The organism is Nesterenkonia sp. E16_10, assembly GCF_017347085.1.
Classification (GTDB): Bacteria; Actinomycetota; Actinomycetes; order Actinomycetales; family Micrococcaceae; genus Nesterenkonia.
Genome location: NZ_JADPSA010000040.1, coordinates 1 through 15,005, shown reverse-complemented (window position 1 = coordinate 15,005; position 15,005 = coordinate 1). Strand labels below are relative to the sequence as shown.

The following is a 15,005-nucleotide window of genomic DNA, read 5'->3' as shown; positions in this document are numbered from 1 at the left end:
TTCTGTATGCGAAATGAGGCGTCACTCTTCTATGGCTCTGTCAGGTCTGCGCGCAGCGCTCACGGCGAACTCCTCCTATAAGCGGGTCGCCGCGGCCGCCGCGCACCCTGCAGGGGAGCGCACCGAGGAGCTGCAGATCGCCTCGACCACCGGGCTGCGTCCGGCGCTGATCGCGGAGATCGCCACCACGCTGCGCCGCACCAGCTCCACCGGCACGCTGCTGGCCGTCACGGCCACCGACCGCGAAGCTGATGAGCTGGCCACCTCGCTCGCCGCCTACGCCCCTGACGCCGCCGTGGCGCACTTCCCCTCCTGGGAGACCCTGCCGCACGAGCGGCTCTCCCCACGCTCCGACACCGTCGGACGCCGACTTGGGGTGCTGCGCCGGCTCGCGCACCCGGATCAGTCCGGAGGAGTGCTCGACGTCGTCGTCGCCCCGGTCCGTGCTGTGGTCCAGCCGCTGGTCGCTGGGCTGGGCGACCTCGCGCCGGTGCGGCTGAAGGTCGGTGAGTTCGCGGACTTCGACCAGACCGTCGGGCAGCTCGCCGACGCCGCCTACTCCCGGGTGGACATGGTCACCCGACGCGGCGAGTTCGCCGTGCGCGGCGGGATCCTCGACGTCTTCCCGCCCACCGAGCCGCACCCGATGCGCATCGAGTTCTTCGGCGACGAGGTCGAACAGATGCGCTGGTTCGCCGTGGCCGATCAGCGCTCGCTGGACACCGAGTCCACCGAACACCCCGAGGTGCTCGACGCCGCTCCCTGCCGCGAACTGCTGATCACCGAGGCCGTGAAGGCCCGCGCCAAGGAGCTCATCGCGCAGATGCCGCACGCCGCGGATCTGCTCACCAAGCTTGCGGAGGGGATCGCGGCCGAGGGCATGGAGTCCCTGGCTCCGGTGCTGGTGCCCGAGATGGTGCCCTTCGTGGACCAGCTGCCCGCCGGTTCGCTCACCGTGGTGATCGAACCCGAGAAGACCCGCGGTCGCGCCCATGATCTGGCCGCCACCAACGAGGAGTTCCTCGCGGCCGCCTGGTCCGCGGCCCCCGACGGCGCGGCCGCACCGCTGGACCTCAGCGGCGCCCAGATCGGCAGCGAGCAGCAGGGCCTGGCCTCCGGGGGCTTCGCCAGCCTCGCCGAGACCCGCGACGCCTCGATCGCCCACGGAGCCGGCTGGTGGTCGATGACCTCGCTGGGACTGGACGAGGAGCTGGAACAGGACGCCGACATCGTCTCGATCGCCTCCCGCGAGCCGATCGGCTACCGCGGCAGCGTGGAAGACGTGATGACCTTCCTGGGCGAGCGGGCCAAGGCGAACTGGTCGGTGGTGGTCACCACCGCCGCCGCCGGTTCCGCCCAGCGGGTCCAGGAGCTGCTCACCGAGCACGAGGTGCCCTGCGTCCGGGTCGACACCCTGGAAGAGGCCCCCGCTCCTGGCAGGATCACGATCTCCACAGCGAACGTCTCCGAGGGCTTCGCCGTGGACCCGCTGCAGCTGGCGCTGCTCACCGAGTCCGAGATGCTCGGCCGCGCCATCCGGCAGGACTCCGGCTCCGCCCGGAAGGTCCCGGCCCGGCGTCGTCGTCATGTGGTGGACCCGCTGGCGCTGAAGCCCGGAGACTATGTGGTCCATGAGCAGCACGGCATCGGGCAGTTCGTGGAGCTGATCCAGCGCAAGGTCGGCTCCCCGCAGGCGATCAAGGCCGGCACCGCGGGCATCCGCGAGTACCTGGTCCTGGAATACGCCGCCTCCAAGCGCGGCGGCGCCAAGGACCGGCTGATGGTCCCCACCGACCAGCTGGACCAGGTCTCGCAGTATGTCGGCGGAGAGGCGCCCTCGCTCTCCAAGATGGGCGGCAGCGACTGGTCCCAGACCAAGCGCAAGGCCAAGAAGGCGGTCAAGGAGATCGCCGGCGAGCTGATCAGGCTCTACGCGGCACGCATGGCCTCGCGCGGGTTCTCCTTCGGCCCCGACACGCCCTGGCAGTCGGAGCTGGAGGACGCCTTCCCCTATGCCGAGACCCCGGACCAGCTCACCGCCACCGATGAGGTCAAGGCCGATATGCAGCGGGAGATCCCGATGGACCGGCTGATCTCCGGCGACGTGGGCTACGGCAAGACCGAGATCGCGATCCGCGCCGCCTTCAAGGCGGTGCAGGACGGCAAGCAGGTCGCCGTGCTGGTGCCCACCACGCTGCTGGTCTCCCAGCACTACGAGACCTTCACCGAGCGCTACGCCGGGTTCCCGGTGCGGGTGGCCCCGCTCTCACGGTTCCAGACCGCCAAGGAGTCCAAGGAGACCATGGTGGGTCTGCGCGAGGGCAGCGTGGACATCGTCATCGGCACCCACCGGCTGCTCTCCAAGGAGGTCGACTTCCACGACCTGGGCCTGGTGATCATCGACGAGGAGCAGCGCTTCGGCGTCGAGCACAAGGAACAGCTCAAGAAGATGCGCACCAACGTGGATGTGCTGGCCATGTCCGCCACCCCGATCCCGCGCACCCTGGAGATGTCCATGGCCGGGATCCGGGAGACCTCGACGCTGGCCACCCCGCCGGAGGAGCGGCACCCGGTGCTGACCTATGTCGGGCCCTACACCGATAAGCAGGTCTCGGCCGCGATCCGCCGCGAACTGATGCGCGAGGGCCAGGTCTTCTTCGTGCACAACCGGGTCTCCTCCATCGACGCCACCGCCGCGAGGATCCGCGAGCTGGTCCCCGAGGCGCGGGTGGAGGTCGCCCACGGTCAGATGAGCGAGTCCCGGCTGGAGCAGATCATCCAGGACTTCTGGGAGAAGCGCTTCGACGTGCTGGTCTCCACCACGATCATCGAGACCGGCCTGGACATCTCCAACGCCAACACCCTGATCGTGGACCGGGCCTCCACCTACGGGCTCTCGCAGCTGCACCAGCTGCGCGGACGCGTGGGCCGTTCCCGGGAGCGGGCCTACGCATACTTCCTCTACCCGGCGGAGAAGCCGCTGGGCGAGGTGGCCCTGGAGCGGCTGCGCGCGGTGGCGGCGAACAACGAGCTCGGTGCCGGCCTGCAGCTGGCCATGAAGGACCTGGAGATCCGCGGTGCCGGCAACATGCTGGGTGGGGAACAGTCCGGTCACATCGCAGGGGTCGGCTTCGACCTGTACCTGCGCCTGGTGGGTGAGGCGGTGGCCGACTATCGCGGGGACACCGAGGAGACCTTCACCGAGGTCAAGATCGAGCTGCCGATCAACGCCCATCTGCCCCACGACTACGTCCCGGGGGAGCGGCTGCGCCTGGAGGGCTACCGCAAGCTCGCCGCGGCGGACACCGAGGAGAAGATCGGCGAGGTCATCACCGAATGGCAGGACCGCTACGGCGACCTGCCCGACCCGGTGACCAACATCGTGGAGGTGGCCCGGTTCCGCAACCGCGCCCGGGCCGCGGGCATCCACGACGTCGGCACCCAGGGCAAGTTCATCCGGTTCGCCCCGGTGGCCGAGCTCGCGGAGTCCAAGGCGATGCGCCTGGAGCGGATGTACCCGGGCAGCCAGCACAAGGCCAGCATGAAGCAGGTGCTGATCCCCAAGCCGAAGACCAGCGGGATCACCGGGGTGGAGCTCACCGACGCAGAGCTGCTGGCCTGGCTGAATCAGGTCTTCGAGGCGATCTTCCCGCCGGTCTGAGTCGCGCCCGGGCGGCGCAGCGCCGACCGCGGCAGTCCGTTCAGCGGCAGCGCCAGCGGGGTGCGGTTGATGATCGCGCCCAGCGACCAGCAGAGACCCAGTGCGATCACGGTGCGCAGCACCGGGTTCTCCAGCTCGAAGAGGCGCAGCAGCAGATAGAGCACCAGCGCATGCGAGAACACCACGAAGGTCGCGGTCTGCACCAGCTCAGAGATGACCCGGCCCAGGACTCGCGCGCGCCGCGGCTGCCGCGAGGCCTCCGCGCGCTGCGACTGCGGGCCGCCGAGCAGCGCATCGACCGCGGTGGAGAAGATCAGCACCAGGCCGATGCTGATCAGCACCGAGACCGCGGGAGAGAGCAGGAACGCGCCGAACCCGGACCACTTGATGTTCATCGTCGGCACGCCGCTGGCCACGGCGCCGAAGCCCAGGCCCAGACAGAGCAGCCCCCACCAGGGTTTGCCCGGCAGAGCCTGCCCGCGCGGTGAGCGCATGAACCGGCCGAACCAGTGTCCGGCCAGCATGAAGGCCATACAGGCCGGCACCAGACCGATCCCCAGCGGGGTGTAGGCCATGGCGGAGTCGGGCAGCTGAGCCAGGGCGAACCCGGAGACCCCGAGGAGCACCCCGACCCACCAGGGCAGGGCGAGCACCGCGCGCAGCAGCAGCGCGGCGAAGAACAGCACCGAGATGAACCAGAAGGCCAGGAAGGGCATATCGGTGCGGGCCCCGCCGATGACGGCGCCGCTGATGGTGCCGGGCTCGAAGGGCCAGGGGGTATGTGCCATCGCCAGCACCGCCGCGCTGAGCAGCAGCAGCCAGACGAGGTAGGGCAGCGCCAGGCTCTTGCTGCGAGCCCGCAGCTCCTCGGTGAGGCCGCGCGAGGTGGAGAAGAAGAACCCGGCCAGGAAGAAGAACAGCGGCATCCGCCAGATCTGCAGGTACTCGGCTCCGGGCATCCCGGCCCAGGCATGACCGATGACCACCGCGGCGACCGAGATGACCCGCAACAGGTCGATCCCGAGATTCCGAGCGCGCACGGGTCGCAGCGCCGAGGTGGTCATCACGGTCCGGGCGGGGAGATCAGCGGACGTGCGGCTCCGCAGCCGACTCCCGCGAGGAGCTCACCCGTGAGGCCATGGCGTCCAGCGGCTCGCCGTGCTCACCGTGGAGGTCCTGCATGTCCAGGGAGTCCGAGCGGCCGATGATCTCCTTGGCCGCGAAGAACGAGCCGGTGTAGAGCAGGATGAAGAGAATCCCCGGCAGCCACACCTGATCCAGATCCCAGAAGTACAGTGAGGCCATCGACCCGACGAGCATGAAGAAGACGACGAGGAACGCGACGAAGTTTCCGACAAAATTGCCCTGACCCGAATGGGCCTTGACCTTACCGTTGCTGATCATGTGCTCCCCTTAGGTGCGGTGCGGTCTGCGCGACGCCCACCTCAGTAGCCGCCGGCAGCACCCGATGTGCTGGAATCTCTAGGCTCCACGATATCAAGAGAGGAGCTCGCTCCGATGCGTGTGGCGCCGGCGGTGACCATCGCGGCCGCGTCGTCATAGCTGCGCACGCCGCCGGAGGCCTTGATGCCCAGCCGGCCACCGACCAGGGAGTGCATCAGCGTGATGTCCGCGAGCGTGGCTCCGCCCCCGCCGAACCCGGTGGAGGTCTTCACGAAGTCCGCACCGGCGGCCTCCGCTGCCCGGCAGACCAGCTCCTTCGCGGACTCGCTGAGCAGCGCCGTCTCCAGGATCACCTTCAGGATCGCGCCGCCGGCATGGGCGGCATCAGCCAGCGCACGGATCTGCGCCTCGACGTAGCTGTGGTCACCGGCGTTGGCCGCGGCGATGTCCACCACCATATCGACCTCCTGGGCGCCGAGCTGGACCGCTTCCACGGTCTCGGCGAGCTTCGACGCGGTGGTGGAGGCTCCCAGCGGGAAGCCGACCACGGTACAGGTCTTGACCTCGGTGCCGGCGAGCTCTGCAACGACCAGCGGCACCCACCGCGGGTTGATGCAGACCGCGGCGAATCCATGGGTGCGCGCCTCATCGACGATCCGCCGGATAGTGGCCTCATCGGTGTCGGGCTTCAGGGCGGTGTGATCGATCAGCGGGGCCATCTCGGCGGGGGTGGGGGTGTGCGTCATCGGGTCTCCTCGTGCATCTGCGGAACAACAAGTGGGGGAAGCGGCGGGGTCAGCCCAGCATGGACTCCATCGAGCTGCGCAGCTGCTCGAGACGCGCGGTCGCCTGGGCGCGGGCGGCCCCGATGGCCTCGGGGTCGGCATTGACGCCGGGAGTCTCCGCCACAGCCTCGAGGTAGCACTTGACCTTCGGCTCGGTGCCGGAGGGCCGGACGATCACCCGGTCGCCGTCGGCGGTGAGGTAGATCAGCGCGTCGGTCTTGGTAGCCCCGCTCAGCTGCGTGCCGGGCAGCGGGTCCTGGGTCAGGTCCAGGGATTCGACCACGGCGGAGCCGGCGATCTCCTCAGGAGGCTGCGCGCGCAGCGCGGCAGTGACCTTGCCCAGCTCGGAGAGGTCGCTGACCCGGATGGTGACCTGGCCGGTGACGAAGACCCCGGCCTCGGCGGCGATCTCATCCAGCGCGGCGATCAGGCTGATCCCGCGAGCCTTCAGCGAGGCAGTCATTTCCGCGAAGATCAGCGCGGCCGAGACGCCGTCCTTGTCCTTGACGTGCTCGGGATCCACGTTGAAACCGATGGCCTCCTCGTAGCCGAAGCTCATGTTCTGGACGCGGGCGAGCCATTTGAACCCGGTGAGCGTCGCGGCGTGGCCGACGCCGCGGACCTGGCAGAGCCGTTCCAGCAGCCGGGAGGAGACGATCGAGTTGGCCAGCACCGGTGCGCCGGCCCCGGCCTGGGGGCGCAGCGGACCGCGCTCGAGCAGGTGCCGGCCCAGCAGTGCGCCGATCTCATCCCCGGAGAGCTGGCGCCAGGCGCTGGCGGATTCGTCATAGACCGCCGCGGAGAGCCGATCGGCGTCGGGATCATTGGCGAGCACCAGGTCCGCGTGGTTCGCCTCGGCGGCCTTCAGCGCGAGGTCCAGGGCGCCGGGCTCCTCGGGATTCGGGAAGTCAGCGGTGGGGAAGTCGGGGTCGGGTTCGTGCTGCTCCGCCACCGGGGTCACGGTGAATCCGCCGGCGCGCAGCAACGAGGTGACCATCTCCCCGCCCACGCCGTGCATCGCGCTGTAGACCACGTGCAGGTCCCGGTGCGGGTAGGTCTCCGGGTCCAGAAGCTCCAGAGCCTCGCGCTCATAGCTGTCGCGGGCCTCATCGGTGATCGGGCGGGTCTCTGGGGCGCCGCCATGCGTGCTGCCATCGCTGCCGCCGTCGGCGCGGGATGGTGTGTCGGCGTCGACGAGTTCTGCGATCCGGGCGGCGATGTCCTGATCCACCGGCGGCACGATCTGAGCGCCGACCCCATGACCATCGGGCTCCAGGAAGCGGGAGAGCTCCCCGCCGAGGTAGACCTTGTACCCGTTGTCCTGGGGCGGGTTGTGGCTTGCCGTGACCATCACGCCGATCTCGGCGTCGAGCACCAGCACCTGGCGGGCCAGCAGCGGGGTGGGCCCGGGGCGGGTGAACAGGTGCACCTCCCAGCCGGCGGCGGAGAAGATCTCCGCGGTATCGGCGGCGAACTCGTCGGACTGGTGGCGGGCATCGAAGCCGATCACGATCTTCGGCGTCGCGCTGCGCATCGACTCCTGGGAGCTGTCCGGCTTCTGCTGGGCACTTGCGAGCTGCTCCTGGGCGTAGCTGAGCATCCCGGCGGCGGTCTGGCGCACCACCAGGCGGTTCATCCGCAGCGGCCCTGGACCCAGTTCCGCGCGCAGCCCGGCGGTGCCGAAGGCGAGCCGACCGGCGAAGAGCCGCTGGAGCTCCTCGGTGGCTGAGGCGTCGGAGGCCTCGGCGCGCTGCAGCAGCCGCTCCAGCCCGGACCGGGTCTTGGCGTCGGGGTCATTCTCGATCCAGCGGCGCACGGCGCCGAACAGCTTCTCGGTCATGGCGGTCTGCTCCCTCATCTCGGTCGGGGTAACGGGTCGGGGTTGGTCATCGGTGGCTGCCGGTCGGAGTCCAGGCTCACCCGGCCAAGAGGCGCCCGATCACCTTGGCCAGCAGGGCAGAGATCCGTGGGGCCGCTTCGCGTCCGGCCTCAAGCACCTCGGTGTGGCTCAGCGGCTCCGGGGAGATCCCGGCGGCCTGGTTGGTGACCAGAGAGATGCCGAAGACCTCCATGCCGGCCGCGCGAGCGGCGATGGCCTCCAGTGCGGTGGACATGCCGACGAGATCCGCGCCCAGCACTCCGGCCATCCGAACCTCGGCGGGAGTCTCATAGTGCGGGCCGGGGAACTGGGCGTAGACGCCCTCGGGCAGGTCCGGATCGATCTCGCGGGCCACGGCGCGCAGCCGGGGGGAGTAGAGGTCGGTCATGTCCACGAAGTGCGCGCCGCGCAGCGAGGAGGTGCCGGTGAGATTCAGGTGGTCGGAGATGAGCACCGGGGTGCCGGGCCTCCACTGCGGGTTCAGTCCGCCGCAGCCATTGGTGAGGACCATGGTGGTGGCGCCCGCGGCGGCAGCGGTGCGCACCCCGTGGGCGACGGCGTCCACGCCGCGGCCTTCGTAGTAGTGGGTGCGCGCCCCGATGACGAGGACATGGGCTCCGGAGTCGGAGCGGATGACCTTCAGCGTCCCGCTGTGGCCCGAGACGCCGGAGGAATGGAAGCCCGGCACCTGCTCGGCGTCGATCTCCGCGACGAGCTCGCCGAGCTGAGCGGCGGCCTCGCCCCATCCCGAGCCCAGCGTGCAGGCCAGGTCGATGGAATCCACCCCCGCCTGGTCAAGCAGCGCGCGGGCTGCCGCTTCGGCCCGCAGATTCGCCGGGGCGGTCGGGTCATTGGTGGGGGTCAGCTCCGGATGCGGGACCAGGCGGTCTCCGATTCCGTCGTCGGTCGGGGCGCTGTGCTGGGTCTGGACTTTGTCATGGCTCACAGGGATCAATCTACCGTCTGGGTGGGACACCGCGGCAGGCTGACGCGGCCGATGAGGTCCTCGGGAGCGGTCACATCCCCGTGTGGCGTATGACATTGCCGCGTCGACTCGGCAGAATGGGCCCGTGACTCCAACTAATCTGCAACGACGCTTCGCCCCTGACCGCATCGCCATCCTCGGCGGAGGCCCCGGAGGCTACGAAGCCGCTATGGTCGCCGCCGATGCCGGCGCGGAGGTCACCATCATCGAGGAGAAGGGCCTCGGCGGCTCAGCGGTGCTCACCGACGTGGTCCCCTCCAAGACGCTGATCGCCACCGCGGACGCGATGCGCCGGGTCAACATCTCCACCGCCTTCGGCGTGCGCTTCGGGGAGCACGCCGAGGGCCTGCGAGCCGGGCAGGGCGAGGACCCCCAGGAGGCGGAGGCCTGGGCCGACTTCTCCAAGGTCAACGAGCGTCTGCTCAAGCTGGCGCACAGCCAGTCCCGGGACATCCGCGCCACCCTGGAGTCCTACGGAGTGCGCGTGATTATCGGGCGCGGCAAGCTGGTGCCGCCGCACAGCATCGAGGTCACCTCCGGCGAAGAGGCCGGCGAGGTGGTCGTCGCCGACGCGATCATCGTGGCCACCGGTGCCCACCCGCGCGAGCTGGGCTCCGCCAAGCCCGACGGGGAGCGGATCTTCAACTGGACCCAGGCCTATAACCTCACCGAGGCGCCGGAGCACATGATCGTCGTCGGTTCCGGGGTCACCGGAGCCGAGTTCGCCTCGGCGTACCGTCGGCTCGGCGCCCAGGTCACGCTGGTCTCCTCCCGCGACCAGGTGCTGCCCGGGGAGGACGCCGATGCGGCCACGGTGCTGGAGAACTCCTTTGCACGTGTCGGAGTCCACGTGGCCTCGCGGACGCGCGCCCAGTCCGTGGAGCGCACGGAACACGGCGTCGAGGTCCGGCTCAGCAACGGGGAGGTGCTGCACGGCTCGCACTGCCTGATGGCGGTGGGCGGGATCCCGAACACCGCCGGCCTGGGGCTCGAGGAGGCCGGGGTGGAGATCTCCGAATCCGGCCACATCCAGGTGGACACCGTCTCGCGCACCACGGCCAACAACATCTACGCCGCCGGGGACTGCACCGGGGTGATGCCGCTGGCCTCCGTCGCCGCGATGCAGGGCCGCGTGGCCGTGGCCCATATGCAGGGCGAGAGCGTGAAGCCGCTGAAGCTGCACCAGGTCGCCTCCAACGTGTTCACCTCTCCGGAGATCGCCACGGTCGGGGTCACCCAGGAGCAGGTCGACTCCGGAAAGTACCAGGCCGACGTGGTCAAGCTTGACCTCGCCACCAACGCCCGGGCCAAGATGATGAACATCCGTGAGGGCTTCGTGAAGATCTTCTCGCGCAAGGGATCCGGCACGGTGATCGGTGCCGTCGTCGTCGCCCCGCGCGCCTCCGAGCTGATCTTCCCGCTCGCGCTGGCGGTCACGCACAAGCTGCACGTCGACGACGTGGCCACCACCTTCACCGTCTACCCCTCGCTGACCGGTTCGATCTCCGAGGCCGCCCGCCGACTCCACCTTCACGTCACCGATCCGGAGGACTGATCCGCATGAGCAGCTCGACGCCGGCCACACCGTCCGACCCCGCCGGGAGCGAACCTGTGGCGCCCGCCTCCGCTGGGCTCGAACCCACGCCGTCCGACCCCGCGCCCCGCACCCCGACGGCTGTGGATGCCTTTGCCGAGGACTACTTCGAGCGGCTGCTCGCCCTGGCCCCGGAGGAGGCCACGGTGCTGGGCCGCCCCGGAGTCGAGACCGAGTACGCGGACTACTCTCCGGCCGGACGTGAAGAGATCGCCGCGCTGCAGCGAGAGACCCTCGCCCAGCTGGCTGGGATGACACCGGAAGACCGCATCGACGCGGTGACCCTGCACGCGATGGCCGAGCGGATCGGACTCGACGTGGCGCTGCACGAGTCCGGGCGGACCGAGCTGAACAACCTGGCCTCGGCGCCCCAGACGGTGCGGATGGTGCTGGAGCTGATGCCCGCGCAGAGTGAACAGGACTTCGTGCACATCGCCGGGCGGCTGCATAATCTCCCGGCCGCGCTGGACGGCTACTGGGCCTCGCTGGTGAACTCCGCCCAGGCCGGCCAGGTGCCGGCCCAGCGACAGGTTCAGGCGGTGGCGGAGCAATGCCGCAGCTACGCCCTGCCCGCGGGCGCGCTCGCCGGGTACACGCGCAGCGGGAGGCAGGCGCAGGTCAGCTCCGCCACACAGGAGGCGCTCGCCGCCGGGACCCACGCCGCGCAGCAGGCCTACCAGCGCCTGGCGCAGCGCTTGGAAACAGAGCTGCTGCCGCAGGCGCCGGCCACCGACGCGGTGGGCACCGAGGCGTACCGGCTGCACAGCCAGTTCTTCACCGGCACCGTGCTGGACCTCGAGGAGACCTACCGGTGGGGGATCGAAGAGCTGGCCCGACTGGTCGCGGCGCAGGAAGTGGTCGCCGAGCAGATCAGCCCGGGCGCCTCCGTGGAGGAGGCCAAGGCGATCCTGGACGCGGATCCCGCACGGCAGCTCTCCGGGACCGCTGCGCTGCAGGAATGGATGCAGCGACTCTCCGACGACGCGCTCGCGGCGCTCAAAGACGTGCACTTCGACATCCCGGCCCCGATGGACGTCCTGGAATGCATGATTGCGCCCACCCAGGACGGCGGGGTCTACTACACCGGACCCAGCGATGACTTCTCCCGGCCGGGTCGGATGTGGTGGTCGGTTCCTGAAGACGATGAACACTTCACCACCTGGACCGAGACCACCACCGTGTACCACGAGGGGGTCCCGGGGCATCACCTGCAGATCGCCACCGCGACCCTGGTCAAGGACCGGTTGAACTCCTGGCGCCGTCACGGCAGCTTCGTCTCCGGCTTCGCCGAGGGGTGGGCGCTCTACGCCGAGCAGCTCATGGCGGAGCTGGGCTTCCTCGCGGACCCCGGAGATCTGATGGGGATGTATGACATGCAGCGGATGCGCGCGGCCCGGGTGGTCTTCGACATCGGGGTCCATTGCGGCTTCGAGGCCCCGCCGGAGTGGGGCGGACAGACCTGGACCCCCGAGCAGGGCAAGGAGTTCCTGCGCGCTCACCTTCCGATCTCCTCAGCACAGCTGGACTTCGAGTTCACCAGGTATCTGGGCTGGCCCGGGCAGGCGCCGTCCTACAAGGTCGGGCAGCGCGTCTTCGAGGAGCTCCGGGCCGAATGCGAGGCGTCCGCTCGCGAAGCCGGGGAGCCCTTCGATCTGCGGGCCTTCCATACCGAGCTGCTCGGACTCGGCATGATCGGGCTGGACACACTGCGCTTCGCGATGCGCCCATGAGGCTGCTCCCCGGTCGGAGCCGAGACTGGCCGGTGAGTCCCGCCGGGCAGATCCCCGCCGGACGGGTCGAGCTGCGCCCGCTTGGAGCCGAGGATGAGCATCGCTATATGGCGCTGCGCGTGCTCAACAGCGCCTGGCTCCAGCCCTGGGATGCCACCACTCCCGAGAATCCGGATCCCCGGGACTCCTCGGCCAGCTTCCGGCAGATGGCCCGCGGCCTGGGCCGCAGCGCCCGGTCCGGCACCCACCTGCCCTGGCTGATCTGGTTCACCGCCCAGGGCGGTGAGCCCCGGATGGTGGGGCAGCTGACCGTGGGACCGATCATCGGCGGCTCCGCCCGGAGCACCTCCCTGGGCTACTGGCTCGACGAGGGCCACGCCGGGCGCGGGATCACCCCCTTCGCGGTCGCACTGGCCGTGGATCACCTGTTCTTCGAACGCGGACTGCATCGGGTCGAGGTCGCCGTTCGTCCGGAGAACGCGGCAAGCCTGCGCGTGGTGGAGAAGCTGGGCTTCCGCGAGGAAGGAGTCCGTCTGCGGTTCCTGCACATCCATGGTGCCTGGCGGGACCACCGATGCTTCGCGCTGACCCGCGAAGAGATCGGTGAGGGTCTTGTGGCGCGTTGCCGCGGATCACAATCCGGTATCGGATAGGCTCAGCCTGTACTTCATGAAGGGCGAGGGGGTCAGGGATGCTGGGCATGGAACACACCGAGAGCGCGTTCCTCTCCACGGTGCAGGGCCTGTCTATCCCCTCCTCCGCGCTCATGACACTGATCGCCGTGCTCTTTCTGGGCACCCTGGTCCTGCGCGGACGACGCCAGGCGACCAGCCTCGCGGACGCCGCGCCCGTCGCGCTTCCGGCGCCGAGCAGCGCCGCAGCGTCCTTTCTGACGGCGACGCCGGCCTCCACGGAGCCGACGATCGGCCCCACCGCCCACCCCGACACCCACCGAGGGGCGACCATGTCCTCCAGCACCGACCTGCCCAGCAGCGCGAGCTCATCCCAGCGCACCGATTCCACACGTTCGGATTCGGCGCGTGCCGCTTTCACACGTTCGGATTCGGCGCGTGCCGCTTCCCCACGTGAGGGGTCTTCTGCCCGGCCCGGCTCCGGGTTTCACATGCACTGGGGACGCACCCTGGTCGCACTCCTGGGCGTGATCGCCGCGCTGAGCGCCGTCGTCACCGGGATCCTGGCTCCGCTGACCGCAGTCCCGGCCGCGGTGCCGCTGGGTGCCGCCGGCGTCTTCCTGCTCGCACTGGTGGCCCTGCGGACCATGGCGGTGCTGCGCCGACGCGGCCTCCGCCGGGCCCGGGTGCAGTCCGCCATCGAAGAGGCGATGAACCCGCTGCAGGGCACCGACTGGGTGAACCCGACCGAGGCGGGGCTCTTCGACGCGCTGAGCGCAGACGGCCGCGGCGCCGGAGGCCCGGACTCGCTACAGCCGACCGACGAGGACGGACTGCCCGTGGGTTTAGAACGCACCTTCGACGCCGAGGTGCAGGCCTCGGGCCCGGTCCTCGGCGAGGCCGCTGAACCGGTCGGGCCCTGGCAGCCGCGCGCCGTGCCGCGCCCGAAGTACCTTGACCTGGACAAGGCGCAGCGGATCGAACCGGAGGCGCTCGCGGTGCAGACCCCGGCCCCGCGCAGCGACGTCAAGCTCACCCAGCGTAGGTTCCTGGACACCACACCCGCCGAGGAGCAGACCCCTGAGGAGCAGACCCCGGCAGCCGAAGAGGCCCCCGCGCAGCACCCCGCCGCTGTGCGGTCCCAGGTCGAGGCGCCGAAACAGGACTCGATGAACCTCGATGAAGTGCTGAAGCGCCGGCGCGCCTGATGTCTCGCGGCATGACCCCGGCAGAGCTGGAAGCCAGGCAGCTGGCGTTCATGGAGTCCTTCGACGCGCACCCGCCGATCGCCGAGGCCATCCAGCACACCGGGGTCTACGCGACCAGCGTGCACCTGGAATCCCTGCAGCACCGCCCTGGGGCCGGGGTGACCGGGGTCTACCGGGTCGCGACCGGACGTCCCGTGATGCCGCGCGGCGGACCGGCAGGGGCCTATACCGAGACCTCCGACCACGTGGACGAGCTCTACGTGGGCATGACCACCGAGCCGGTGTCCGCAGAAGCCGACGGGGTCGTGCAGTCCCACAGCCCCTACGGTCGACTCTCGATCTGGCAGCATCCGCTGGACCCCGCGCTTCCGGGTCTGCGCATCGCCACCGACCCAGATTCGGTCCGCAATATCTGGGGGGCCGGCCGCGACCTGGTCAGCCTGGAGACCATCAGCTACCGTCCGCTGCGCCGCGCGGTGATCGCCGCAGAGTTCGACGACGGCACCCGCCTGTTCCTGAAGGTGCTGCGCGCTCGGCGCGCCCAGCACCTGCACACCCGGCACCAGCTGCTGCTCGACGCCGGGGTCCCGGCCGCCGTGCCGATCCGGGAGCCGGTGCTCGACGTGGTCGCGCTGCGAGAAGGTCCGGGGGAGTCCCTGGCCGAGTATTTCCTCGCGGACGGCGCCGCCGCAGCTGGGCCGGAGCGGTTCATCGATCTGCTGGAGAAGCTCCCGGCCGAGGTGATGGCGCTCCCGGCACGGGAGGCCTGGACCGACCGGCTTTCGGCCTATGCCTCGGCGGCGACCTCGGCGCTGCCCGGGGCCGCCGAACGCATCACGGCGCTGGTGGACCATATCAGCGCGGTGCTTCCGCTGACCGACCGTGGTCCGGTGGTGCCCACCCATGGGGACTTCTACGAGGCCAATCTGCTGATGCGCGGCGGGGAGGTCTCGGCGCTGCTGGATGTGGATTCCCTGGGCCCGGGGTACCGGGTGGATGACCTCGCCTGCTTCCTGGGACACCTCGCGGTGCTGCCGGCGGTGGACCCGCGCTACGTCCATGTCCCGGCGGCGTTCCAACGCTTCGCCGCTGGCTTCGCCGCCACGGTGGACGCGCACGCGCTGCGG

11 protein-coding genes are annotated in these 15,005 nt (G+C 70.0%); 6 read left to right on the top strand and 5 right to left on the bottom strand.

Annotated features, from left to right (window positions below):
* Positions 1–31: 31 nt before the first annotated feature.
* Positions 32–3,661, top strand: a complete 3,630-nt coding sequence (gene mfd, locus I2487_RS12795) for a transcription-repair coupling factor (protein ID WP_207169490.1) — start codon at positions 32–34, stop codon at positions 3,659–3,661.
* Here mfd and I2487_RS12790 read toward each other — a convergent pair.
* From I2487_RS12790 to I2487_RS12770, 5 genes are all read right to left on the bottom strand, one after another.
* Positions 3,628–4,725 carry an acyltransferase family protein gene (locus I2487_RS12790; RefSeq protein WP_207169489.1) on the bottom strand — a complete coding sequence of 366 codons (1,098 nt, stop codon included), beginning with the start codon at positions 4,723–4,725 and terminating at the stop codon, positions 3,628–3,630. The genes mfd and I2487_RS12790 overlap by 34 nt on opposite strands.
* Positions 4,726–4,744: 19 nt before the next feature.
* On the bottom strand, positions 4,745–5,065 hold the full coding sequence (locus I2487_RS12785) for a hypothetical protein (protein WP_207169488.1): 321 nt from the start codon (positions 5,063–5,065) through the stop codon (positions 4,745–4,747).
* 41 nt (positions 5,066–5,106) lie between these two features.
* Positions 5,107–5,811: a deoxyribose-phosphate aldolase gene (deoC, locus tag I2487_RS12780; protein WP_207169487.1), complete on the bottom strand. Its 705-nt coding sequence runs from the start codon at positions 5,809–5,811 to the stop codon at positions 5,107–5,109.
* A gap of 49 nt (positions 5,812–5,860) precedes the next feature.
* Positions 5,861–7,690: a phospho-sugar mutase gene (locus tag I2487_RS12775; RefSeq protein ID WP_207169486.1), complete on the bottom strand. Its 1,830-nt coding sequence runs from the start codon at positions 7,688–7,690 to the stop codon at positions 5,861–5,863.
* Between the two features lie 76 nt (positions 7,691–7,766).
* On the bottom strand, positions 7,767–8,594 hold the full coding sequence (locus I2487_RS12770; RefSeq protein ID WP_207169525.1) for a purine-nucleoside phosphorylase: 828 nt from the start codon (positions 8,592–8,594) through the stop codon (positions 7,767–7,769).
* 289 nt (positions 8,595–8,883) lie between these two features.
* Between I2487_RS12770 and I2487_RS12765 the strand changes: the two genes are divergently transcribed.
* From I2487_RS12765 to I2487_RS12745, 5 genes are all read left to right on the top strand, one after another.
* Complete coding sequence (locus I2487_RS12765) at positions 8,884–10,269, top strand: NAD(P)H-quinone dehydrogenase (protein ID WP_518523728.1); 1,386 nt, start codon at positions 8,884–8,886, stop codon at positions 10,267–10,269.
* Positions 10,270–10,274: 5 nt separating this feature from the next.
* Entirely contained in the window at positions 10,275–12,038 is a 1,764-nt protein-coding gene (locus tag I2487_RS12760; RefSeq protein ID WP_207169485.1) for a DUF885 domain-containing protein, read from the top strand.
* Positions 12,035–12,691: a GNAT family N-acetyltransferase gene (locus tag I2487_RS12755; RefSeq protein WP_207169484.1), complete on the top strand. Its 657-nt coding sequence runs from the start codon at positions 12,035–12,037 to the stop codon at positions 12,689–12,691. The genes I2487_RS12760 and I2487_RS12755 overlap by 4 nt, the downstream gene beginning before the upstream one ends.
* Before the next feature lie 47 nt (positions 12,692–12,738).
* On the top strand, positions 12,739–13,878 hold the full coding sequence (locus I2487_RS12750; protein WP_207169483.1) for a hypothetical protein: 1,140 nt from the start codon (positions 12,739–12,741) through the stop codon (positions 13,876–13,878).
* An 11-nt stretch (positions 13,879–13,889) separates the two neighbouring features.
* Positions 13,890–15,005: phosphotransferase (locus tag I2487_RS12745; protein WP_207173058.1), on the top strand; the 1,116-nt coding region annotated here is incomplete at its 3' end.

Bases quoted from the DNA above. Each gene is read 5' to 3' on its own strand.
- mfd (WP_207169490.1), top strand. From the start codon at position 32: ATGGCTCTGTCAGGTCTGCGCGCAGCGCTCACGGCGAACTCCTCCTAT.
- I2487_RS12790 (WP_207169489.1), bottom strand. From the start codon at position 4,725: ATGACCACCTCGGCGCTGCGACCCGTGCGCGCTCGGAATCTCGGGATC.
- I2487_RS12785 (WP_207169488.1), bottom strand. From the start codon at position 5,065: ATGATCAGCAACGGTAAGGTCAAGGCCCATTCGGGTCAGGGCAATTTT.
- deoC (WP_207169487.1), bottom strand. From the start codon at position 5,811: ATGACGCACACCCCCACCCCCGCCGAGATGGCCCCGCTGATCGATCAC.
- I2487_RS12775 (WP_207169486.1), bottom strand. From the start codon at position 7,690: ATGACCGAGAAGCTGTTCGGCGCCGTGCGCCGCTGGATCGAGAATGAC.
- I2487_RS12765 (WP_518523728.1), top strand. From the start codon at position 8,884: ATGGTCGCCGCCGATGCCGGCGCGGAGGTCACCATCATCGAGGAGAAG.
- I2487_RS12760 (WP_207169485.1), top strand. From the start codon at position 10,275: ATGAGCAGCTCGACGCCGGCCACACCGTCCGACCCCGCCGGGAGCGAA.
- I2487_RS12755 (WP_207169484.1), top strand. From the start codon at position 12,035: ATGAGGCTGCTCCCCGGTCGGAGCCGAGACTGGCCGGTGAGTCCCGCC.
- I2487_RS12750 (WP_207169483.1), top strand. From the start codon at position 12,739: ATGGAACACACCGAGAGCGCGTTCCTCTCCACGGTGCAGGGCCTGTCT.